Origin of the sequence: Propionivibrio sp., assembly GCF_047602565.1 — a bacterium.
GTDB lineage: Bacteria > Pseudomonadota > Gammaproteobacteria > Burkholderiales > Rhodocyclaceae > Propionivibrio.
In genome coordinates this window covers 3,966,105-3,988,307 of the sequence record NZ_JASGGX010000001.1, presented here as the reverse complement: position 1 = coordinate 3,988,307, position 22,203 = coordinate 3,966,105, and the positions used below count along the sequence as shown (strand labels likewise).

The window sequence follows — 22,203 nt, the reverse complement described above, 5'->3', positions numbered from 1 at the left end:
GCCCTTCAGCAGGCCTCCCCATCATTCCTCAGAAGTTTCCACGCAGCTCCAGCGAGACGTTTCTCTCCGGCATCAGGTAGTACTCGTAATACTTCTTGTCGAACAGATTGTTGATCGCCAGCGTCGCCTTGAAGTTTCTATCGAGCTGGTAGCCGATCCTCAGATCGGAGCGCCAGTATTTGGACGTGCCGCCGTAAACGTCTTTCACGTGGTCGCTGTTGTCCTCGTTCGCGTACTGCTTGCCGATATACGTCGTCATCAGATTCGCCGACCAGTCGTTCAATTTGGCGTCGAGCCCGATCGCGGCCATGTTCTTCGGCACGTAGCGCACGGTTTTTCCCTTGAGCGAGGTAATGCCCGTATCGTCCTTGGTGATTTTCGCGTCGGTGTAGGTGTAGCTTGCGAACGCGCGCAGCCACGAGACAACCGGCATTTCTCCCGACAATTCGAGGCCCTTCGTCACCGATTCGCCGGCGTTCGCCATCGTCGAGTAGTACTTGACCGTGCCGTTGGCGACCGCCCCGCCCAGGTAATCGTACGCGCCGTCATACGGCGTCAACTTGCGGTAGAGCATGTCTTTCAGCTCGGTGCGGTATATCGCCGCCTTGACGAAGCCGTTTCCGGGCAGCGCCTTTTCGACGCCCAAATCGATCGACGTGGCTTTTTCCGGCTTCACGTGCGGGTCGGGAACCAGCAGGCGATTGGTGCTGATGCTGACCGCGTACAGGTCGTTGTTGGTCGGCGCGCGAAACGCCTGGCCGATCGAGGAACGCAGGCTCAAGGTCTCCGACAGCCGATAGACAGCGGCCAGTTTGGGCGAAAACGCCGAGCTGGAAGCGTCCGTCTTGACGGTGCCGAGGCTGTTCCAGACGGTGCCGTCGGTCGTCCAGCGATCGTAACGCCCGCCGGCATAGACCGTCAGCGCGTCGGTCAGGAAAATCTGATCCTGGAGGAAAAAGGCGTCGATCCGGTTGGTGGCGTCCGTCTTGTCCATCAGGCTGAGATGGCTGTCTTCCGGATGGCGCCAGTTGCCGACGCTATAGGCTTTGCGGTCCAGTTCGTTGCTCGTGGAAGAAAGTCCGAGAATCAGGTATTGGCTTTGGCCGAGGCCGAAGCCGAGCTGCACCGAGCCTTCGAGGTTGGTCGACGGCGTGAGGGTCTGGCTGCCGAGGCCGCCCTTGAACGTCGTCGCCCCCGAGGAAATCTGGGCGCTGCTTCCCGCGCTGACGTAGTAGTAATCCTGGTCCGCGTAGCTCAAATTGACCTTCAAGTCTATGTCCTGCCCGAGCTTGCCGTCATAGCCTCCGAAATAACGGGATTCCTTGGTCTGGATCGGACTGCTGGTATTCCACAGCGTGGAGCCGGTAACCGGCGCGCCGCTGACGTATTGGTGAAACTGGCTGTATCCCTGCTCGACCTCGTAATAGCCGAAGCCGGCGAAAAACCTCGACTTCGCGTCGAGTTCGTAAAAGAGCTTGCCGCTCGCGCGGGAGAGGCGCGTGGGAATGGCGCCGGCGTCGCCGATCAGGTAGTAGGGCGCTCCCGTCGTATTCGTCGATACCTCTTTGGGATGTCTTGCCTTGTAGGAAGCCGTCGTGCTCCACACCTGGTTTTGCTGCGCGGAACCATCCCTTTCCTCGTAACCGGCGGATAACGATATGGCCAGCCCGTTATCCGCCCGGTCACGGTAGGAAGCGGAATAAACGTCGCGTTTGACTTCGTCGAAACCGTGGACGTATTTGGCGTTGACTTCCCGCTTCGTCGGAATCTTGGTGATGACGTTGACCACGCCGCCGATCGCGTCGCTGCCGTAGAGCGCCGAAGAAGCGCCGGGGACGACTTCGATCCGCTGGATGTCGTCCATGTCGATGCCGACGAGGCTGCGATTCTGGCCTGAATTCCCGTCGGCGAGGCTGATCCCGTCCAGCATGAATTTCACCCGGCTCAGGGCTTGGCCGCGCAGCGAATGGTTCGAGCCGGTAACGATGCGGTCCGCGCTGCCCGTCGGGCCGCGGAAATAGAATCCCGGAACCCTCGCGGTCAAGGCGTCCGTCGGGCGCGCCGCACCGGTTTTTTCCAGGGTTTCCGCGTTGACGACGGAAACGTTCGCCGGGGCTTCGAGCGAGTTCTGCTCGAAGCGCGACGCCGTTACGACCACTTCGCCCAGGGTCTCGGACGCCGGATCGGCCGCGGTCTGCGCCCACAGCGGGCCGACCCCGCCCGTCGAACAGCAAGGCGGCAGGAATCAGTTTCAGGGATTTCGGGGTGTTGCGGTGAGACGCTTTGTGTCGCATGACAGGCTCCGGTCAAGACCGCCCGCATGTGAACGACAGCCATCTGAATCGCGGAAAAAGCCGCGATGACGATTGCCGACGCCCGCTTCCCCGCAGACAGTCTGTTGCAATGACCCGAGCGGCTGGAAATCGGGCCGCGCGGGCAGTCGAACAACAGGCCGGTCTCCGGACTCGCAAGCCGGCTGAAATGCCGGAGCGCGCTGCCTTCCCGGATCACCGGCACGACGCCGGGGCGTTGTACCTCGCATGATCCAGTGACTGGCCGTTCCAAAGGAACGGCCCTAGCGCGCCTACGCTTGCTTACCGTTGCGGGGGCAGTCAGGGCCTTGCGCGGACATGTGTCACACGCGCACCCTGTTCCCGTTTAGCCCTGCCACCGAAATTTCGCGGCGGCACGGCACCTATTGCTTATGATTCGGTTGCCGTGACAAGAAACCATGGCAACAGTAAGGGATTCTAATCCTGCCAGGAAAGAGCTGTAAAGATATGTTATCGGTCGACTAATCGGGGATATTCTGCGAAACGCCTTTGATCATGAATTCCATGGTCAAAAGAGCTTTGCATCACCCGCCCGCGTTGATATAATGCGCGGCTCGCAGTTGTCTGGTTTTGCTTGATGCCGCTGTAGCTCAGTCGGTAGAGCAGCGCATTCGTAATGCGAAGGTCGGCAGTTCGATTCCGCCCAGCGGCACCAAAAAACCAGGAAAATCAGCGAATTACAAGAAGCCGCCACCGAGCGGCTTTTTTATTTCCAGGCTTCGTGGCACAGCTGGCACGCTTCGCCGCCACAAGAATGGAGCCTCAACGGCTACTCGTCTTGCTCCGCGTTATCCCAGTCATTCGCGGGTTGCCCTGGTGACTCCTGAATACGTGATGTGCTCATTCAGGCCCGGGCTGCGGATCAATCTTGTTCAGTTTGCAACAGAGACAAGGCTGCCTTGATCTGTTTCCGGCTCGCACGGGCTGCCAAGACGCCGTTCCGGCTTCGTAATGCCTCGAGAATGCTGTAATGCCACGGCAGTGAACTCTGATTATTCTCGATCGGATTGGTACGCTGCAAACTGCTCATCAGAGCAGCGGAGATTACAGTTCCGAAGGCGGCAAGGTATTCGTTTCCAGAGGCCATCAAAATCGCAATATGAAAGTCGCGGTCGGCTTCGACGTAGAGCTTGTCATCATTGACATAAGCATTCATGCGGTGCCATGCGTCTTCGATTCGGCTCAACCCCGACGGCGTCGCACAGTTGGCGGCAAGCATGCATGCACCGGGCTCGATAATCATCCGAACCTCGGTCAGGCGAACCAACATTTGCGGGTCGGCATGCGTGCGCATGATCCAGCCAAGGATGTCTACATCCAGAAAATTCCATCTGTCGCGAGGCAATACCGTGATGCCTCGTTGCTGGCGTGATTCAACCATCCCTTTTGATTCGAGCGTCTTGATCGCTTCCCGAAGCACCGGCCGGCTTACTCCAAATTCCGCTAAAAAATCCGCTTCTCGGGGGAGTGTCGTTTCCACCGGGTACTGCCCAAGAATGATCCGTTGCCCGATATCGCTGGCGACCTGAGCGTTTTTGGAGGTCGTTCGAGCGGACGAAAAAGCGGACGAAAAAAGTGTTGACTTAGCCATAAATAGTCATATTATCTTACTTGAAATTCGAAAAGTAATATTATATCACTTTACGCACACCCAGTCTCCGCCACGCAAGGAAATGTTCATGAAGATCATGGATGTAAAGACTCACGTTTTATCTGTACCGCTGGAAGAACCATTCGCATTTTCAATGGGATGGGTAACAAAAAGAAGCACCATGATAGTCGAAATCGTCACTGACGAAGGCATCACCGGATGGGGGGAATCGCTTTGCCACGGACTGCAACCTCCCGAGATTGCGGAAGCTGTCGTATTGGCGGCTCTAAAGCCGATCGTTCTGGGACGTGATCCATTCGACGTTGATGTGTTATGGGAGGAGATGTACAACCTCACGCGCCCCTTCGGTCAAAAGGGCGCGGCGCTCAATGCGATCGCCGCGGTAGACATAGCAATTTGGGACTGCCTGGGCCGAGCGCTTGGCAAGCCGATCTGCAAATTGCTTGGCGGCGTCTATCGGACCGAGATCGAGCCGTACGCGACGGGATTCTATCGCGTTCGGGGAAAGCATTATCCGGCGGCCGCCATCGAAGAAGCGCAAAGCCATTTGGCGAAAGGCTTCAAGGCAATGAAACTGAAAACCGGTTTCGGCGTCGAGGAAGATATTGAATACATTCATGCTGTACGCGAAGGTATCGGAAGTGCGCCAAAACTGATGATCGATGCCAATCAAGCCTATAACGTCGGTGCAGCCCGAAGAATTCTCAAGGCCATAGAACCGGCCAATATCCATTGGTTCGAGGAGCCCATTTCCCCTGAAGACGTCGAGGGTTACAGGGAGCTCAAAACCCTGACAAACATCTATCTGGCGGCTGGGGAAAGCGAATTCTCCAAGATAGGCTTTCGTGAATGGGTATCAACCCGCGCGGTCGATATTCTCCAGCCCGACTTGTGTTCCGCGGGTGGTTTTACCGAATGCCGGAAAATCAGCGCATTGGCACAAGCCTGGCATCTCTCCTTGATCCCCCATGTCTGGGGGTCGGGCATTGGGCTTGCGGCAGCACTTCAATTCATTGCGACGATTCCACCGGCTCCCCTGGCGCTCAAGCCGATCGAGCCTATGCTCGAATACGACCAGTCATCGCATCCCTTTAGGCAGGATCTGATTTTTGGTGCGATCAATATGCGTGATGGAAAAGTGGAAATTCCATCGGGGCCAGGACTCGGCATCGAAATCAATCGAGAGGTTATCGCCCGATACGAAAGAGGCCCGTCGGGCCACTGAATATCTCGTATCGAGATGGCCCTGGAACCGGGCCACGCGATCCTTTCACCAGCATGAACGATTGACTAGCAGCAGATTAACCAAGACCTATCCGTCGTACTCAACAAGGGGACTCTCATGGCACATTGCATCCGTAATTCCGCATTGGCAGTAATCGCTGTCTTCGCCGCAAGTTATTGCTCGACCGCCGCAGCGCAACCCGCACCCGAACGTAATATCAGACTGGGAACGTGTGTCCCGGAGGATCATCCCATTGGGCAAGGGGCAATCAAGTTTGCCGAGGTCATGACTCGAATCAGCGGAGCAAAGATCAAGCCCAAAATCTTCCACGCCTGCCAGCTTGGTTCAGACACCCAGATGATTGCAGCGGTGCGTGGCGGGGTCCAGGAGATGACGATCGTTTCGAGCGCTCCCGTAGCGACGATCATCAAGGAATTTCAACTGTTCGACCTGCCTTTCCTCTTCCAGAACGAAAAGGAAGTTGACACTGTTCTCGACGGCAAGCTCGGACAAAGCCTCCTCGATTTGACTCAGTCAAAGAACATGATCGGGCTTTGTTATTGGGAAAACGGATTCCGGCAAGTCACAAACAGCAAACGCGTCGTATCGACGGTGGATGATTTGTCCGGACTGAAGGTTCGGGTAATGCAAAACCCCGTTTACATTGATTCGTTCAAAGCACTTGGCGCCAATGCCATTCCCATGCCATTTACTGAACTCTATTCAGCCATGGAAACAAAAGCCATTGATGCACAGGAAAATCCGCTGGCGAACACACATTCCTCGAAATTCTTCGAGGTGCAGAAATATCTCAGCGTGACCAACCACGCTTATGCGCCGCTCGTGGTCCTGGTGAGCAAGTCGCTCTGGGACAAGCTGGATGGCAATGAACGCGAGCAGTTGCGCAAGGGATGCTACGAGGCGAGGGACTATCAACGTAACTTCAACCGCAAACTTGCCAACACGCTACTCGAAGATCTCAAAAGCAAGGGGATGACTATTACGAACGTCTCGCCGGCGGAAATCGAGAAAATGCGCGAACGCACCAAACCGATCATCGAGCGTTACAAGCAGGAGATCGGGCCGGCCGTGGTCGAACAGGCCCAGCGGGAAATCGCTGCTGTGCGCGGACGTTGAGAGTCACCGTCATCAGGCAAAACCATCGGCGCTGAATCGATGGTTTTGCTCTGTTTTCCATATCACTGTCATCAAGCTGTGTTGACGCGTGTTGTGGTTCTTGAAGGACTGCCGATTTCGATCGTACGGACCGATATATGCAACAGGAGAGGAAATGCGTTTTCTTGAGAAACTGACAAAAATCGTCGAATGGATACTGGTGGGGATGTTCGGCATCATGGCCGTGCTGGTGTTCGGCAACGTGGTATTGCGCTACGGATTCAATTCCGGGATCGTGTTCTCGGAGGAAATCTCGCGCTTCATGTTCATGTGGCTGACCCTGATCGGGGCGCTCATCGTCATGAAGGATCATGGTCACCTCGGCATGAGCAGTGTCGTCAACAAGTTCGGCGAGCGAGGCCAGCGTGTCTGTCGCTTCCTGGCGGACGCCCTCACCCTCCTGTGCTGCCTGCTGCTCGCCAACGGCACGTGGAAACAGATGGTCATCGGCATGGATGACCACGCCCCGGTCACCGGCATCCCCATGGGCATTGTCCAGTCCGCGTTGCTCATTGCCAGCGTCGGCATGTCTCTGGTGCTGGCTTACGGGCTGTGGCGGCTGGTCAGCGGACGCATGAAATCGCACGAACTGGTGCCGTTTAGCGGCAGCGTCGGCGAATGAGCGGCGTGAGGATGACGACATGACTATCGCAACTTTCCTCTTCTCCCTGCTCGGAGCCATGGCTCTGGGCGCGCCGATCGCGTTTTCCCTGCTCATCTGCGGCGTGGCGCTCATGCTCCAGATGGACAACTTCGATACACAGATCGTCGCTCAGAATCTGCTCGAAGGCGCCAACAACTATCCGTTGATGGCGGTGCCGTTCTTCATGCTTACCGGCGAGTTGATGAACGCCGGCGGTCTGTCCCAACGCATTGTCGAGGTCGCCGATGCGCTCGTCGGACATGTACGCGGCGGGCTCGGCTACGTGGCCATCATCACCGCCGCCGTGGTCGCCAGCATCTCCGGCTCGGCGGTTGCCGATACCGCTGCCGTGGCAGCGTTGCTGATCCCGATGATGCGTAACGCCGGCTACAACGTGCCACGTTCAGCCGGACTGATCGCCTCGGCGGGCTGCATCGCGCCCGTCGTTCCGCCATCGATTCCGCTCGTAGTCTTTGGCGTAACGACCCAGCTGTCGATCACCAAGCTGTTCATGACCGGGATTTTCCCTGGCTTTTTGATGGCACTGACTTTGGCCACGACATGGTGGATCGTCGCCAAGAAAGAGCCGGGCGGCAGCCAGCATGCCTTCGCACTTGGCCGTTTTCTGACTGCGTTACGCAACGGCGTATGGGCGTTGGTTCTGCCGTTCGTGATCATCGGCGGTATGAAGGCCGGGGTATTTACACCGACGGAGGCCGCCGTCGTCGCCGTTTTCTACTCGCTCTTTACGGGCCTGTTCGTCTATCGCGAACTCGATTACCGCAAGGTGCCGGAGTTGATGCTGGCGGCCTTGAAAACGTCGAGTACGATCATGTTCTTGGTAGCTTGCGCAATGGTCTCGGCCTGGTTGATCACGGTGGCGGATATTCCGGCACAGACGGTGGCCTTGTTGCAGCCGTTCATGGACAGCCCGATCCTGCTGATGTTTGTGATTACGGTTCTGGTGATTATCGTCGGGACGGCGCTGGACTTGATGCCGACAGTGCTGATCCTGGGCCCGATCCTCGTACCGGTAGTGAAGCTGGCGGGTATTGATCCGTATTATTTTGGTGTGCTCTTCATCATGAACAATGCCATCGGCCTGCTCACTCCTCCCGTCGGAACTGTCCTTAATGTCGTCGCGGGGGTGTCCAAGGAAAAGCTCGATGATGTCATCAAGGGTGTCTGGCCTTTCCTCGTGGCCGAGACTGCGCTCATGTTCCTCCTCGTCTTCTTCCCGAAGCTCGTTACCGTCCCGGCGAAGTGGTTGATGTAGGAAGACCGGGGGCAGTAATAGATACATCCATTGCGGGACATTGAACAGCCTTTCTAGAAAGCCGCTGGCGGCGCATCGAATATAACCAAGGTGTACGCCGCAGAGGCATCGCCTTGGTTATTGCCAGCGTCCAAGATACCTAATCAATGGAGCGTATTGCAGTGGCAACTGCCTATTTTCAGAGCACTTCTGAAATTCTCTTTTCCTTGAATGGGCTGGGCACGTTTTCCAGTCCTTATCCACAGGCTTGTCCCGGTATTCTGTGGGACGATTCCCTGTCTAACGTCAGCCGCGGGCATCACAGGATTGCAGCCGTATCAGATAAACGAAGGCCTAGGCAATTCGATACCCAAGGCATTGCCACATCGAGACAACTCATCAACAACATTGGGCGGCAAATCGAGTCCATTCACGAGTTGTTCTTTTCTAAGTTCTAAAGCACGCTCACCTGGCATGCGGACAGGAGGCGAACCGGCAACCGCTACTCCCGATGCTCTGCATTCATCCGACAGCGCTGTCATCGCCTGTTGAAATGAACCACCTCCAGCAAATTTCTCAGGGTTAATCAACTGCAGAAATACCCCTTCGCGAAATAGCTCATGCTTTACTGTTCGGTTATATCCACTGAGCGCCAATGCAGTTGCTTCAACAAAAAGTCCAAGGGCGAACCCTTTATATCCATACTCAGCCCCACCAATCGGAAGTATTGTCCCGGGAGGAGTGGTATTGAGCACGTTGGGATCGTTCGTTGGAACGCCTTCGGAGCTGAGCAGACAATTTGAAGAAAACCTCGTTCCGTTTGCCTGATGCTGCCTGACAGCAGCGTTGCTGACAAGTGAAGTGCAGATATCGACAAGGATTGGATCTCCCATTGTCGGGATGCCAAAGGCAATCGGGTTCGTTGTCAAAACCCCCTTTGTTCCACCATAAGGGGCCACTGAACGTGATTCCGGATCGGTTGCCGTGATGATGACCATCATCCCGTTTTCAATAGCCTGAAATAAGTAGGCTTGCAGGCATCCAATATGAAAACACTCCGATATCGTTGCCGTGACGACAGGATGCTCATTGGTGCGAGCAATCGCTTCTTCCATTGCTCTCTTGAGAACGAATGCTCCGGGGAGTTTGTTTCCATCCCAGGAAAATGCTGATCCAAAATCCGAAAGGATACTAATTTCTCCGTCAGTGCTCATGGAGCCGTCATCAATCTTTTCGATATATGTCTTGAGGAGGGCCAGGCCATGAGTACGATGCCCAAGCAGATCACTTTCAACCAGTACTTCAGCCATACACTTGGCTAAATCGGTTCTAAGTCCTTTTCTGGCAAGAATTGAACTGACGAAACTGACGACCTCGGAAACCGAAAATTTTTGAGTCATTTCAAATCATCCTGAGAAGTGGAAATACCATGACTTTCCTTGATGGCTAACGCAATCAGCTATCGGCATGCTCAGTATCCGTAGGCAAGAGCACCTCCATCAACGGCGAAATCAGCCCCGGTTATGTAGCTTGCCGCGGGGGACACGAGAAACAGGATCATGTTCGCCAATTCGTCCGGTTCCCCATAGCGGTGGAGCGCCATCCGTCCAAGGATCTTCCGTTGCCGTTCCGGGTCGAGCACCTGCTTGTTCATTTCGGACGGGAACCACCCGGGCGCCACCGAATTCACATGGACGTTCCGTTCGGCCCATTCGACCGCAAGCCCTCGCGTCAGGCCGACGACGGCCGCTTTGGAACTGCAATACGGAACGACTTCACAGAACCCCAGGTGGGCGGCCATCGACGAAATATTGATGATTCGCCCGACCCCGGCCGACTGCCGCAGAAATGGGAATGCGAGCGTGCACAGGTTGAACAGGGCATCGACATTCACCATGTGAACTGAGCGAAACTCGGCCGCCGTAACCTCTTCCGCCGGCTTTTTCAGCGTAATCCCGGCGTTGTTGACGAGGAAATCCAGTCCTCCCTGTCCGATCTCCACGATGGCGTCCGCCATGGCAGCACTGTCGCCGACGTCGACCGCCATATGGTGAATGCCTTGCGGATCGGGCCCGCAGCCTTCTGTCTTGACGCGCCCGCTGCGGCTGACGACGAAGACATCCGCGCCGGCCCTGGCCAGCAACCGACTGATCGCCAGCCCCAGCCCGGAGGACCCTCCGGTGACAATCCCCCGCTTGCCCTCCAGGCTGAAGCGGGAAAGGGCTTCCTGCGTTTCCGGCCGCATCACTTGATCTCCGTCATCTTGTCATGCAGGAACGAGAAGCCCCAGCCGTTGCCCAGGCGCGGATGCGCCATACCGTTGACGATAGGCATCGGGTTGTCGATCAGCCCGTCGATCCAGTCGAACGATTCGGCGCCGTAACCGTTAGGGATCGTGCACAGCAGAGGCACGTCGTAGTCCTTGTAGTAATGCGGCAGAACGGGAATGTGATGCGCCGCCGCCAACGCCGCCGAGTCCCTCCATTGCTCTACGCCTCCAATGCGCAACAGGTCGGGTTGCCAGAGATCGAGCGCATTCCGCGCAATCAGCGCCTTGAGCGCTTCCAGATCGAACTCGCGTTCCCCCATCGCCAGCGAAATGCCGGTCTTCGCCCGGATCATCTCGTATCCGGCGAAATCGGTGTGCACCACCGGCTCCTCGAACCACGTGATTCCGATGTCGTATGCTTCGCGCGCCAACGCGATGGCGGAAGGAACGTCCATGCCCTGGTTGGCGTCCATCATGATCTTCATTTCCTTCCCGACAGCCTCGCGTACCTTGCGCAAACGCTGGATGTCGCGTCCCGGTTCCTTGGCGCCGACCTTGATCTTCACCGCTTGCAACCCGCGCTTCTGGTAGCGGACAACCTCGTCGACCAGTTCCTGGTCGCTGTAGGACAGCCATCCGCCGGAGCCATACACATGCACGGCGCGGACGCCGCTGCCCAGCACTTTCCATATCGGCTGGCCGATGCTTTTGCTCCAGGCGTCCCACATGGCGATGTTGATCGATGCCTGAATCCACTTGAGCAGACCGTTGTTGCCGAAATACTCGCTTTCGACCGCGAAGTCCTTGGCCATCCTCACCGTCTCGAACACTGAGTACTGCCTGGCGAAGTCGGCCACGTCGAACAGGGCGCCCGTCACGGCGCGCGGAAAATAGTGGAACGACAGCAGATACCCTTGACCGATCACGCCGGCGGCCGTCTCGATCTCGGTGACAAAGAAGTCGATATCGGAAATGCTGTGGGTCGCATCAGCGATCGGCTGCGAAACCGGCGATTTCGCGCGAAAGAATCGAATGTCCCTGATTTGATGCTGGTTCTTCATGATTTTGCTGTCTCCGTGTTGTCTCGCGGCATAGCCACGAGAATCTTGATCGAATCCCGGCTCGTCAGCGCGAACTCGAGGGCGGCAGGGGCTTCCGCAAACGGGAAGCGATGTGTGACGAGGTCATTTATCTTCAGTTTCCCCGAAGCCAGCAGCGCCATGACTTCCGGAAACGCCTTGTGGTACTGGATCGAACCGCGCAGGTCGACTTCCTTGGCCATGATCAGATTCGCCGGAATGCTTACCGAATCCGGCAAGGTGCCGACCTGAACCACTACCCCGCCTTTGCGCACCCGTTCGATCGCCATGCCGAGGGCGCTTTCCGCACCAGCGGCTTCCCAGACGACGTCGAATCCGCCGGGCGCGGGCGCCGTCAACTGCCCTACGGCATCGTTGGCCAGAGGATTGACCACCTGGTCGGCCCCGCCTCTCGTCGCCACGACCCGGTTGTATTCGAGCGGATCGGCCAGGACAGCGCGTACTGCCCCGAGAGCCCGTGCGATGCGCAGGATCAACTGGCCGATCGCGCCCCCGCCCACGATGAGCACATCGGCGCCGGCAACGTTGCCGGCACGTCGAACGGCATGGAATGCAACCGCAGCCGGTTCGATCAACGCCGCCGTCTCCGGACCGATCGAATCCGGCAAGCGATGCACGTTGTCCGCCGGAACGCAGACCTTCTCGCCCAACGCGCCATCGACATGAGGCCATGCTGCCGCCGACCCCATGTAACGTTTTTCCGGGCAGAGATTGGCGTGCCCGCCCCGGCACATGGGGCATCGGCCGCATGCCAGAAGCGGGTCGACCGCGACGCGATCGCCGGCCGCGACCGTTCCGACCTGGCTCCCGACCGCGGCGACCATTCCGGAGAACTCGTGGCCCAATGCAAACGGCGCCTTGGGAACGAATGTGCCGCAACGGCCATGGGCGTAATAATGTTTGTCCGATCCGCAGATGCCGACGTGGCTGACCGCGACCAATACGTCGTGCGGGCCAATTTGCGGTTCCGGCAGGTCGTCGAGCTTCAGTGAGCGGGACCCGTGAAGGCGAAAGCGTTTCACAGCGGCCTCCTGCATCGTTCCGAATTTGATTTCATGGTTTCTCCAGATTTTCGATATATGACGTTCGCTGGCTACATCGGCACCCAGTTGGCCAGCACCAGGGAGAGCGGCGGGTAGAAGGTGGTGACGGCCAGGGTCACGCCGAGGGCGACGTAGAAAGGCAGAATTTCCTTCATGTACTCGTCCAGCTTGACCCCGGTGAGGTTGCAGGTCAGGAACATCGTCGTGCCGAACGGCGGCGTGATGGCACCGATCGACAGGTTGAAGATCATCATGATCCCGAAGTGCACCGGGTCGATGCCCAAGGCGTGCACCGTCGGCATGAACAGCGGGGTGAGCACGATGATCGCCGCGTTGCCGTCGAGGAACATGCCGACCAGGATCAGCAGCGCGTTGATGATCAGCAGGAACACCGTCGGACTGTCGGAGAGGCCCATCAGCAGTTCCGTCGTCTGCGCCGCCACGCCTTCCCAGGTGAGTATCCAGGCGAAGCCGGCCGAGGCCATCAGGATCAGCATGATCGAGCCGTTGGCCCGCGCCGATTCGGCCAGCGCCGTCTTGACGTCGGCCCAGCTCGTCTCCTTGTAGGCGAAGCCGACGATCAGCGCGTAGATGCAGGTCACCGCGCCCGCCTCGGTCGGCGTGAAGATGCCGTAGCGGATGCCGCCCAGGATCAGCACCATCAGCATCAGCCCCCAGAAGGCGTCGAGCGAGGCCTTGCCGATTTCCTTCAGCCCGGCCATCTTCGGCCGCGTCGGCTTGTAGCCGCGCTTACGCGCCACGTAGTCGACCGCCACCATCAGCAGGATCGTGCACAGGATGCCCGGCCCCATGCCGCCCATGAACAGCTTGCCGATCGAGGTGTCGGAGACGAAGCCGTAGATGATCAGGCCGATGCCCGGCGGCAGGATCGGCCCGAGCAGCGCCGAGGCCGAGGTCAGCGCGGCGGCGAACGGACGGCTGTAGCCGTTCTTGCACATCTCCGGCACCAGCACCTTGCAGATCATCGCCGCGTCCGCCAGGCCCGCGCCGGACGGCCCGCCGATCAGCGCGCCGAGCACCACGTTGGTCTGCGCCAGGCCGCCGCGCATGTGCCCCGACAGGGCGTCGGAGAGGATCAGCAGCCGGTTGGTGATGCCGGTGTAGTTGAGGATCGAGCCGAGCATCATGAAGAAGGGAATGGCCAGCAGCGGCAGGTTGTCGGCGCCGCCGATCATGCGCTGCACGACCATCACCGCCGACATGTCCTGGGCGATGAAGAAGTAGGCGAAGGTCGCCGCGCAGACGGCGAAGGCCACCGGCACGTTGATGGCGAACAGCGCCAGCATCAGCAGAAAGGCGATCAGCACGCTCATGATGCGACCTCCGGGGCGTCTGCATCGAGCGCGGGGGTGTTCTGTTTGCCGCGCAGGCTGTTCCAGAACATCCGCCCGTAATACATCAACATGAACGCGCAGCTGACCGGGATCGAGGCGTCGACGTAGCTGTAGGGAATGCCGAGGATCGGGGTGAGCTTGGTCTGGCCCTTGATGGTCAGCTGGATGCCGTAGTAGATGAGCAGGACCAGCGTGACCAGCACCACCACGTCGGCGACGAGGCCGGTGATGCGTTGCCACTGCGGCGAACAGCGCCGTACCAGCACGTCGATCGAGCAATGCCCCTCGACGTGCACCACCGCCGAGGCGCCGAGCATGGTCAGCCAGACGAAGGTGAACACCGTCACCTCCTCCACCCACCCCCACGGCTGCCCCACCACGTAGCGCATGAACACGTTGGCGCACGCCAGCAGAATGATGAACGCCATCGCCGCCATGCCAAGGAAGCTGTCGAACTTCCGTATCAGGTTATAGATGCTTCTCAATATTTCCATGAAACTTTCCCGCTTGCCGGCGACAAACGCCCCCGACGGGACTCGCATCCGCCGTCCGGCAAGAGCAAGGTGTTTATTCGCCGCCCCTCGTCCGAGGAGAATCGCGAGGGGCGGTACGAGACAGGTTATTTGTGCCCGATGATGGTGTACAGGCGATTCATCACTTCAGGCGGGAATTCCTTGCTGAAACGGTTCGGGAAATCCTTCATCGCGGTCTTGAACGCGGCGCGGTCCACTTCGACGACCTTGACGCCGGCCGCTTCCATCTTCTTGACGGCGTCCCTGTCGGCAATCTCGTTCTCCTTGTCGAGGAACTTGCCGGCTTCTTCGCCCGTTTCCTTGAGCATCTGCACGATCTCGGGCGGCAGTTTTTTGATGAAGTCGGTGCCGGCGATCCAGGACGACATGTTGAGTTGGTGGCGGGTCATGAGCAGGAACTTGGCGCCTTCGAACATCTTGCCGCCGTAGAGCACCGGGATCGGGTTCTCGGCGCCGTTGATCACGCCCTGCATCAGCGCCGGATAGGCCTCGGCCAGCGGCATCGGCGTCGCCGTCGCGCCCATGGCGTTCATCATCTCGTTGGACAGGCGGATGTTCGGCACGCGGATCTTCAGGCCCTTGAGATCCTCGGGCTTGGTCGCCGCCTTGGTCGCCAGCATGTTGCGCACGCCGTAGATCCACTTGCTATGTACGATGTACAGGCCCTTGGTTTCAAGCTTCTTCGACATTTCCTTGAACAGGTCGCTATCCGCCAGCTTGAACAGTTCCTCTTTCGTGTCGAAGATGTACGGCAGGAAGGTAATGCCGAACTCCGGCACGTAATCCATCAGGAAGCCGCCGTCGGAGATCGTGATCACGTTCGAGCCGATGGTCAGCTGCTCGGTCACGTCCTTCTGCGAACCGAGTTGCGAGCTCGGGAAGTATTGGAACTCGACCTGCCCCTTGCTGCGCTCCTTCATCAGCCGGCCCCATTCGCGCACCGCCTTGTCGTTCGGTTCGCCGATGTTGTTGCCGTAGGCGATCTTGATCTTGATCACGTCTGCCGCCTGCGCGACGTTGTGGCCCAGGCACAAAACCAGACCGGCGATCCCCGCCATCAATGTCTTGGCACACCCTGAAATCATCACTATTCCCCTCTCCTTGATTGATTTGACGAACAAAGGAATCCGATCTTGCTGTTGTCGGCCACATCTCGGACAACGGCTACCTCGATTCCTTGAGTGATGATTAGCAGGGTTCGTGCCAAACGTAACGCATTGATTTCAATAGGATTGTAAATTTATATAGTCTCATATTTGAAAGATACGAGACTCCAAATATGAGACTCACTGCTATACTGTGCCGCGCACTCATAATCTTGAGAGCGTTTTCAAAGTACCCGTCGGCATAGCGCGTCGCCTCCGGCAACGGGCGCGACTGCATGGCGTGATACATCACAAAGCTCGCCCCAAACCGGACACGATGCGTATATGACTCCAATTCTCTTGCTCAGCCCGATGCAGAGCATGTCGGACATCGCCCCCGAAGTCGCCGACGAATTAGGCATCGACATCGCCATCGAAACCACGGACGACGCACAAGCCATCCAGGCAATTCAACGTCACCCGGAAGTCGAAGTCGTCGTGACCCGGGGCGGCCTCGCCGACCTTGCGCGGCAAGTCCCCGGCGTTGCCGTCGTCGAGATCGCCATGTCGCTCAACGAGTTGCTCAGCCAGCTCAGCACATTGACGCAACGAGGATTCAAACGCATCGGAATGGTGAGCCGTGCCAACCTGTTCAGCGGCGCCGTCGGCGATTTCCAGATATTGGGAGCTCAAGTCCGCATTCAGCCCGAAGTCAGTGAAAGCGCCATTCAGGCGGGAGTCCAGCAACTCGTTCTGGAAGGATTCGAGGCCATCATCGGCTGCCGCACCGCCTACCACACGGCACGCAGTCTGGGCATCGAGGCCGTCGTCCTGGAGAGCGGACGGGTTCCGATATGGTCCGCACTGCGCGAAGCCCTGCGCATCCTGGAAGCGAAGAAGCTGGAAAAGCTGCAATCGGCCCAGCTCACCGCGATCATCGACAACATCGACGAGGCGGTGATCGCCATTACCCCGACACATAACGTCAGTTTCTACAACCGGCATGCGAAACGTATTTTTTCGGCAAGCCCCTCCAGCGCTCCCGATTTCTCCCGCGCGCTCGACGTAGTCAATTCACGGGACAAGGAACAGGTCACGACGATCAACGGAAACAGCGTGGTTGCTCGCAGCATCCCGCTCGAATTCGACAACAGCGTCCACGGCAAGGTGCTGACACTGCAGGAGGTGGCCCGCATCCAGGCGTCCGAATCGAAAATCCGTCTGACGTTCCTGCAGAAAGGACACGTCGCGCGCTATCACTTCAGCGATCTGGTCGGAAGCTCCAAAAGCATGCAGCAGCTCATCGCTCGCGCCAGAGTTTATGCAAGACACGATTCAAATCTGCTGATCCACGGCGAAACGGGTACTGGCAAAGAGGTCTTTGCGCAAAGCATCCACAACGACAGCCGACGAAAAAATGCCCCTTTCGTGTCGGTAAACATCGCCTCGATTGCGCCAAGCCTCCTGGAAAGCGAACTTTTCGGCTACGTGGACGGCGCCTTCACGGGGGCGCGCAAAGGCGGCAAACCCGGCCTGTTCGAACTGGCGCACGGGGGAACGCTGTTCCTCGACGAAATCGGGGAACTGGCGCCCGAGATGCAAAGCCGTTTTCTGCGTGTCCTTCAGGAGCGGGAGATCATGCGCATCGGCGACGACAAGATCATCCCGGTCAACGTGCGCATCATCTCGGCAACCAATCGAGACCTTTTCGCGCAGACGGTTTCCGGCTCGTTCCGCCAGGATCTCTACTACCGGCTCCACGTCGTCAGCCTCAAGATTCCGCCGCTGCGCACCCGGGCACAGGATATTCCGCTGATCTTCGCGCATTACCTGCAGCGGTTCTCGGCTCAATCGGGGCAAGCGCACCGGCTGACACCTGCCGCCGAGCGATTGATCACGTCTTGCAGCTGGCCGGGAAATATCCGGCAGTTGAGAAACCTCGCCGAAGTCGTCGCCTACAGCGAAACCGACATCATCGACGCCCACGACATTGCCGAAGCCATGGATGATCAGGTACAGGCCGTTGCCGACGACGGCTTCCTCATCATTCCGGACAAGGGAACGCTCAAGCGATTGGAGTCGGAGATCATCCGGAACCTGATGGGCAAGATGCCCACCAACGCCGTTTGTTCGCGCCTTGGCATCAGTCGGGCGACCTTGTGGCGAAAGCTGCAAAGCCTCGGTGCGAATGAATAGCCCCAAAAGACAGGACTACACGGCACAATCCCATAAAGCAGCAAAACTGGCTTTCGTTGCCAGATCGGCCTTGATGTCTTTTGACTGCCGGATGCCTGCCTTGCGTTTGGCGTCAATCGTATGGCCAGGTTGGCCGCGCCACTGACTATGTCTGGTGGGTGGCTCCCGCTTCCGAACATTCCCCGCAATGAAGATTCGTTGTCTTTATTACCGCTTGGCCAGCAGCCGGTCCAGCTGATTGGCGAAGGATTGCCGGTCGGCACTGGAGAGCGCCGGAGGCCCCCCGGTCTCGACCCCGCTGCTGCGGAGACTGTCCAAAAAGTTGCGCATGGTCAGGCGCTCCTGAATATTGCTGGCGTTCAACAGTTCGCCTCTCGGGTCGATGACGACCGCCCCTTTGGCAATGACTTGGGCGGCCAGCGGAACGTCGGCGGTAATGATCAGATCGCCCGCCTGAGCCTCCTCGGCGATCCGCTGGTCCGCCACATCGAATCCCCCAGGGACTTGGAGCGCCCTGATCCACGGAGAGGGCGGCACCCGAAGCATCCGGTTGGCGATCAGCGTCAGCGGCACCTGGGCGCGATTGGCGGCCCGGTAGAGGATTTCCTTGACGGCCACGGGACACGCGTCGGCATCGACCCAGATTTTCATGGCGGCAACCGTTCGACGAAGTACGCAACAGTACCACCTCACAAGGCCCGACAGGCGGCGAGTTAACCCGGACAAGCGGTCGCTTGGTGCTCGCCACGGACAATCGGTTGACGATCCGATCGCGTTTTTTGCTAGACTCTCGGGAGTTTTTTTCCGGACATACCCCCGTGCACAGACAATTTGGACACACGTCTGCGCCTCCCCGTTCCGCATTCAAGAACCTCCTGCGCCATCCGTGGGTTCTCGGCGGCCTGGGAAGCGTGACCCTGCTTGGGATGGTGACCGCCTCAGCCATCGTATCGCACACCGACATCCCGCCCGAGCCCGCCCGGACGATCCTTGAGCAGCTTGCTCCGCCTGCCGCCGTCCCGGTCGATTCCGGGCCGGCCGAGTTCGTGCGCGAAGAGCGCATTCAACGCTCGGACACCCTGGCGAGCCTGTTTTCCCGCCTGGGGATCAATGACCCGGAAGCACTGGCTTTCACCGTCCACGACCCGGATGCGAGGACCATCGCACGCCAATTGCGCCCCGGCAAAACGGTGACCGCGCGGACCAGCCCCGACGGGCTGCTCGCCGCCCTCTACTTCCCCATCAACGGCAAGGATTCCATGCTGGTCGTCGAGCGGAAGGACGGCGGATTCACCGCCGGCGAACGGACGATGCAGTTGTCCGCGCAGGTTCACGTCAAGTCGGGCGAAATCGTCTCTTCGCTCTTCGGCGCGACGGACGCCGCCGGGATTCCGGACGCCGTCGCCACCCAGATCGCGGAGATTTTCGGCAGCGACATCGATTTCTACCGGGATCTGCGTAAAGGGGACAAGTTCTCCGTCGTCTTCGAGTCGTTCACCCACAACGGCCAGTACGTTCGTAGCGGCCGCATTCTCGCCGCCGAATTCACCAACGACGACAAGACGTACCAGGCCTACTGGTTCGAGGCGGAGGACGGCAGGGGCGGATATTACGGCGGCGACGGCAAGAGCCTGCGCAAGGCGTTTCTCAGGTCGCCGCTGGAGTTTTCACGGGTCACCTCGGGGTTCTCGAACGCCCGGGCGCATCCCGTGCTGCAGGTTATCCGCGCGCACAAGGGGATCGATTACGGCGCTCCGGTCGGCACCCGCGTCCGCGCCGTCGCCGACGGCGTCGTCGAATTCGCCGGCCGCCAGGGCGGCTACGGGAACCTGATCGTGCTCAAGCACCAGGGCAAATACTCGACGGCGTACGGACACCTGAACGGCTTCGCCCCCGGAATCCGCAAAGGCGCGAAGGTCAGCCAGAGCGATATGATCGGTTTCGTGGGACAGACCGGACTGGCGACCGGCCCGCATCTCCATTACGAATTCCGCGTCAATGGAGAGCAGATCAATCCCCTGGCCGCCGTGCTGCCGACCGCCATTCCCCTGGACGCCGCCCAGCTCTCCCGTTTCAGGACGGCGACCGCGCCGCTGCGTTCCCACCTCGACTTGGCCAAGCAGGTCCGGCTGGCTTCGGCCGAGTAAGGGCGGCGACTCTCCCAGAAAAAAAGGCGACGCTCCGTCGCCTTTTTTTCAACCCGCGGAACCGCCGATCAGGCGGAGAAGGATGACCCGCAGCCGCAGGTCGAGGTCGCGTTGGGATTCTTGATCACGAACTGGGAACCTTCAAGTCCTTCCGTGTAGTCGATTTCGGCGCCGACGAGGTATTGATAGCTCATCGGGTCAACCAGCAGGGTGACGCCGTTCTTTTCCATCGACGTATCGTCGTCGTTCGCTTCTTCATCGAAGGTGAAGCCGTACTGGAAACCGGAACATCCGCCGCCAGTGACGAACACCCTCAACTTCAGGTCGGGGTTGCCTTCTTCCTCGATCAACTCCTTGACCTTGCTGGCCGCGCTGTCCGTGAACACGAAGGGCATCGGCATGTCTATTGCGGTTGCGGTATTCATTAATTTTCCTTCCAAACACTCATGTAACGACTCTTGAACCCGACCGGCACGCCGGTCCGCCGCTCGCCAGTATAAGCTCGATCGCCCGGGCACCAAACAATGCGCAAGATTTCTCGCTTGACGAGCCTTGCCGCTTTCGTCCGTTGGCACATGTGACACGCGCCGAAGACGGGAGTTCCGGCGATTCACAGAGGACACCGCCGCCTGCAAGCGACGGCCGGCCTGCCCTTCCCCGCTCAGACCTGGAACGTGCCGACCGAATCCTCAAGCTCGTCGGCCAGCGATTTCAGGCGTTGCGCCGCGCTCGACACGTCCTGGATGGCCAGGTGGTTCTGTTCGGACAAGCGGGCGATTTCCGCGACGTTGTCGGCGACGCCCTGGCCCGCCGTCTGCTGCTCGCGCGTGGACGCGGTGATGTCGTCGACGCCGCGATTTGTCTGCGCGACCGCGTCGCCCGCCTCGGTCAGCACCGTCGCCACGCCCCGCACCAGTTCCTGGCTGCTGCGCAGCGATCCGACGCTGTTCGTGATGGCGCTGGTGACCCGCCCCGACTGGGTTTCGAGCACCCGCGTCACGGCATCGATCTCCGAAGAGGCGCGCGACGATTTTTCCGCGAGCTTGCGTACTTCGTCGGCGACGACGGCGAAGCCGCGGCCGTATTCGCCCGCGCGCGCGGCTTCGATGGCGGCGTTGAGCGCGAGCAGATTGGTCTGTTCGGCGATCTCGCGCACCTGCATGGTCATTTGCGTGATGGCCCGCGTGTCGTTCATGAATTCGGCGACCGTGCTTTCGATCGAGGCCATCGAGTTTTCGAGCTGTTGCATCTCCGAGGTCAGGCCGGCCAGATCCTGGCTGCCCTTGTTGGTGCGCTCCAGGCTGGCGGCGGAAATCCGATACACGTCGGAGGCTGAGGCGGCGATCGCGTCGATGTTGACCGTGACGTCCCCGATCGCACCGGCGGCGGAGAGCGCCGAGGCGCTTTGCTGGTTCGAACCGCGGGTGATGCTGGCGGCGGAGTTGGCCAGCTCGACGGCGGCCGAGGAGACTTTCGACGAGCTCGATTTCACGTGCCGGATGCTCGCCTGCAGGCTGTCCACGAGCAGGTTGAACGCTTTCGCGGTCTGGCCGATTTCGTCCTGGCTGGCGATCGTCAGGCGCTGCGTCAGGTCGCCGTCGCGCTGCATCGTCGCCATGGCGGCCCGCATCTCGTGCGCCGGTTTGAGCAGCGTCTTGACCAGCAGGCCGATGACGACGAACAGGATGATCTGCAGAACGGCCTGCCCCATCCACATCCACGTGTCGATGCGCTGGATCTGGTCGAGGTCCTTCTTCAGATCGATGACGATGCTGGCGGCGCCGGTGACCGTGCCTTCGGGCACAGTGTGGCACATCAGGCAATTGGTCCCGCGGAATTCCTTTTGCGCGATGAACGGTACGACGACGCGCAAGGCGGATTGCCCGTCCTTGTCCTGGATGAACCGGGCGGCGGATTTGCCGGTGGCGAGCACGGCCCGGTCCATCTCGTCCCGCCCCATTTCTTCCGGCATGCCGGGGCCGAACTGCTTTTCGACGGCCTCGCCCCGGATCAGGCGCAGCTCGCGGATGCCTTCGGAGGCGCCCATTTTCTCGACGAACAGTTTGCGGGTCGCCTGATCGGAAATGCTGCCGTTGAGCATCATCAGGTTGAGGCCGTTGATCACGCCGTCCGCGGTGACCTCGGCGCGATTGTCCGCGGCGGAGAAGGCGGCCGCCTCGAACTGGTGATCCAGCCAGCGCTGCGCCAGGAGCAGCAGCAGAATCAAAAAA

At 59.2% G+C, this 22,203-nt stretch carries 18 protein-coding genes, 1 tRNA gene and 1 riboswitch; of the genes, 7 read left to right on the top strand and 12 right to left on the bottom strand.

The genetic code is table 11. The features are described from left to right. Nucleotides 1-28: 28 nt before the first annotated feature. Nucleotides 29-2,158 (bottom strand): TonB-dependent receptor, encoded by a 2,130-nt coding sequence (locus tag QM701_RS18810; RefSeq protein ID WP_415168530.1) that lies wholly within the window; start codon nt 2,156-2,158, stop codon nt 29-31. 274 nt (nt 2,159-2,432) lie between these two features. Next, nucleotides 2,433-2,714: riboswitch (cobalamin riboswitch) on the bottom strand. 198 nt (nt 2,715-2,912) lie between these two features. On the opposite strand from QM701_RS18810, the gene QM701_RS18805 reads away from it, so the two are divergent. Then, a tRNA-Thr gene (locus QM701_RS18805) sits at nt 2,913-2,988 on the top strand. Between the two features lie 207 nt (nt 2,989-3,195). Here the strand turns inward: QM701_RS18805 and QM701_RS18800 are convergent. Then, nucleotides 3,196-3,924 carry a FadR/GntR family transcriptional regulator gene (locus QM701_RS18800; RefSeq protein WP_415168529.1) on the bottom strand — a complete coding sequence of 243 codons (729 nt, stop codon included), beginning with the start codon at nt 3,922-3,924 and terminating at the stop codon, nt 3,196-3,198. An 88-nt stretch (nt 3,925-4,012) separates the two neighbouring features. Between QM701_RS18800 and QM701_RS18795 the strand changes: the two genes are divergently transcribed. The 4 genes from QM701_RS18795 to QM701_RS18780 all read left to right on the top strand — a co-directional run bounded on the left by QM701_RS18795 (nt 4,013) and on the right by QM701_RS18780 (nt 8,265). After that, nucleotides 4,013-5,170, top strand: coding sequence for a mandelate racemase/muconate lactonizing enzyme family protein (locus tag QM701_RS18795; RefSeq protein WP_415168528.1), 1,158 nt, complete (start codon nt 4,013-4,015; stop codon nt 5,168-5,170). Nucleotides 5,171-5,287: 117 nt separating this feature from the next. Then, nucleotides 5,288-6,307: a TRAP transporter substrate-binding protein gene (locus QM701_RS18790; protein ID WP_415168527.1), complete on the top strand. Its 1,020-nt coding sequence runs from the start codon at nt 5,288-5,290 to the stop codon at nt 6,305-6,307. A gap of 154 nt (nt 6,308-6,461) precedes the next feature. Continuing rightward, nucleotides 6,462-6,968, top strand: a complete 507-nt coding sequence (locus QM701_RS18785) for a TRAP transporter small permease (RefSeq protein WP_415168526.1) — start codon at nt 6,462-6,464, stop codon at nt 6,966-6,968. Nucleotides 6,969-6,987: 19 nt separating this feature from the next. After that, on the top strand, nt 6,988-8,265 hold the full coding sequence (locus QM701_RS18780) for a TRAP transporter large permease subunit (RefSeq protein ID WP_415168525.1): 1,278 nt from the start codon (nt 6,988-6,990) through the stop codon (nt 8,263-8,265). 317 nt (nt 8,266-8,582) lie between these two features. Here the strand turns inward: QM701_RS18780 and QM701_RS18775 are convergent, their stop codons facing one another. From QM701_RS18775 to QM701_RS18745, 7 genes are all read right to left on the bottom strand, one after another. Beyond that, nucleotides 8,583-9,644: an Ldh family oxidoreductase gene (locus tag QM701_RS18775; RefSeq protein WP_415168524.1), complete on the bottom strand. Its 1,062-nt coding sequence runs from the start codon at nt 9,642-9,644 to the stop codon at nt 8,583-8,585. 71 nt (nt 9,645-9,715) lie between these two features. Next, nucleotides 9,716-10,489: an SDR family NAD(P)-dependent oxidoreductase gene (locus QM701_RS18770; protein ID WP_415168523.1), complete on the bottom strand. Its 774-nt coding sequence runs from the start codon at nt 10,487-10,489 to the stop codon at nt 9,716-9,718. Next, the gene (locus tag QM701_RS18765; protein WP_415168522.1) at nt 10,489-11,574 is read right to left on the bottom strand and encodes a mandelate racemase/muconate lactonizing enzyme family protein; all 1,086 of its coding nucleotides are present in this window, start codon (nt 11,572-11,574) and stop codon (nt 10,489-10,491) included. Before QM701_RS18765 ends, QM701_RS18770 begins: the two co-directional genes overlap by 1 nt. Further along, nucleotides 11,571-12,635 carry a zinc-dependent alcohol dehydrogenase gene (locus QM701_RS18760; protein ID WP_415168521.1) on the bottom strand — a complete coding sequence of 355 codons (1,065 nt, stop codon included), beginning with the start codon at nt 12,633-12,635 and terminating at the stop codon, nt 11,571-11,573. The genes QM701_RS18765 and QM701_RS18760 overlap by 4 nt, the downstream gene beginning before the upstream one ends. Nucleotides 12,636-12,706: 71 nt before the next feature. Beyond that, a complete protein-coding gene (locus QM701_RS18755; RefSeq protein ID WP_415166448.1) occupies nt 12,707-13,990 on the bottom strand; it encodes a TRAP transporter large permease in 1,284 nt (427 codons plus the stop codon). Further along, nucleotides 13,987-14,505, bottom strand: a complete 519-nt coding sequence (locus QM701_RS18750; protein WP_415168520.1) for a TRAP transporter small permease — start codon at nt 14,503-14,505, stop codon at nt 13,987-13,989. Before QM701_RS18750 ends, QM701_RS18755 begins: the two co-directional genes overlap by 4 nt. Nucleotides 14,506-14,630: 125 nt before the next feature. Then, complete coding sequence (locus QM701_RS18745; RefSeq protein WP_415168519.1) at nt 14,631-15,629, bottom strand: C4-dicarboxylate TRAP transporter substrate-binding protein; 999 nt, start codon at nt 15,627-15,629, stop codon at nt 14,631-14,633. A gap of 381 nt (nt 15,630-16,010) precedes the next feature. Between QM701_RS18745 and QM701_RS18740 the strand changes: the two genes are divergently transcribed. Continuing rightward, the gene (locus tag QM701_RS18740; RefSeq protein WP_415168518.1) at nt 16,011-17,825 is read left to right on the top strand and encodes a sigma 54-interacting transcriptional regulator; all 1,815 of its coding nucleotides are present in this window, start codon (nt 16,011-16,013) and stop codon (nt 17,823-17,825) included. A 207-nt stretch (nt 17,826-18,032) separates the two neighbouring features. Here the strand turns inward: QM701_RS18740 and QM701_RS18735 are convergent, their stop codons facing one another. After that, nucleotides 18,033-18,476, bottom strand: a complete 444-nt coding sequence (locus tag QM701_RS18735) for a YaiI/YqxD family protein (protein ID WP_415168517.1) — start codon at nt 18,474-18,476, stop codon at nt 18,033-18,035. An 86-nt stretch (nt 18,477-18,562) separates the two neighbouring features. On the opposite strand from QM701_RS18735, the gene QM701_RS18730 reads away from it, so the two are divergent. Next, nucleotides 18,563-19,972, top strand: coding sequence for a peptidoglycan DD-metalloendopeptidase family protein (locus tag QM701_RS18730; protein ID WP_415169432.1), 1,410 nt, complete (start codon nt 18,563-18,565; stop codon nt 19,970-19,972). A 68-nt stretch (nt 19,973-20,040) separates the two neighbouring features. Here QM701_RS18730 and erpA read toward each other — a convergent pair whose 3' ends face one another. Both erpA and QM701_RS18720 read right to left on the bottom strand, forming a co-directional pair. Then, entirely contained in the window at nt 20,041-20,373 is a 333-nt protein-coding gene (gene erpA, locus QM701_RS18725; RefSeq protein ID WP_415169431.1) for an iron-sulfur cluster insertion protein ErpA, read from the bottom strand. A 260-nt stretch (nt 20,374-20,633) separates the two neighbouring features. Then, on the bottom strand, nt 20,634-22,199 hold the full coding sequence (locus QM701_RS18720; protein ID WP_415168516.1) for a methyl-accepting chemotaxis protein: 1,566 nt from the start codon (nt 22,197-22,199) through the stop codon (nt 20,634-20,636). Nucleotides 22,200-22,203: the final 4 nt, after the last annotated feature.

Coding starts and splice junctions, on each gene's coding strand:
- QM701_RS18755 (WP_415166448.1), bottom strand. CDS start 13,990: ATGAGCGTGCTGATCGCCTTTCTGCTGATGCTGGCGCTGTTCGCCATC.
- QM701_RS18750 (WP_415168520.1), bottom strand. CDS start 14,505: ATGGAAATATTGAGAAGCATCTATAACCTGATACGGAAGTTCGACAGC.
- QM701_RS18785 (WP_415168526.1), top strand. CDS start 6,462: ATGCGTTTTCTTGAGAAACTGACAAAAATCGTCGAATGGATACTGGTG.
- QM701_RS18795 (WP_415168528.1), top strand. CDS start 4,013: ATGAAGATCATGGATGTAAAGACTCACGTTTTATCTGTACCGCTGGAA.
- QM701_RS18740 (WP_415168518.1), top strand. CDS start 16,011: ATGTCGGACATCGCCCCCGAAGTCGCCGACGAATTAGGCATCGACATC.
- QM701_RS18735 (WP_415168517.1), bottom strand. CDS start 18,476: ATGAAAATCTGGGTCGATGCCGACGCGTGTCCCGTGGCCGTCAAGGAA.
- QM701_RS18790 (WP_415168527.1), top strand. CDS start 5,288: ATGGCACATTGCATCCGTAATTCCGCATTGGCAGTAATCGCTGTCTTC.
- QM701_RS18770 (WP_415168523.1), bottom strand. CDS start 10,489: ATGCGGCCGGAAACGCAGGAAGCCCTTTCCCGCTTCAGCCTGGAGGGC.
- QM701_RS18775 (WP_415168524.1), bottom strand. CDS start 9,644: ATGACTCAAAAATTTTCGGTTTCCGAGGTCGTCAGTTTCGTCAGTTCA.
- erpA (WP_415169431.1), bottom strand. CDS start 20,373: ATGCCGATGCCCTTCGTGTTCACGGACAGCGCGGCCAGCAAGGTCAAG.
- QM701_RS18800 (WP_415168529.1), bottom strand. CDS start 3,924: ATGGCTAAGTCAACACTTTTTTCGTCCGCTTTTTCGTCCGCTCGAACG.
- QM701_RS18745 (WP_415168519.1), bottom strand. CDS start 15,629: ATGATTTCAGGGTGTGCCAAGACATTGATGGCGGGGATCGCCGGTCTG.
- QM701_RS18780 (WP_415168525.1), top strand. CDS start 6,988: ATGACTATCGCAACTTTCCTCTTCTCCCTGCTCGGAGCCATGGCTCTG.
- QM701_RS18765 (WP_415168522.1), bottom strand. CDS start 11,574: ATGAAGAACCAGCATCAAATCAGGGACATTCGATTCTTTCGCGCGAAA.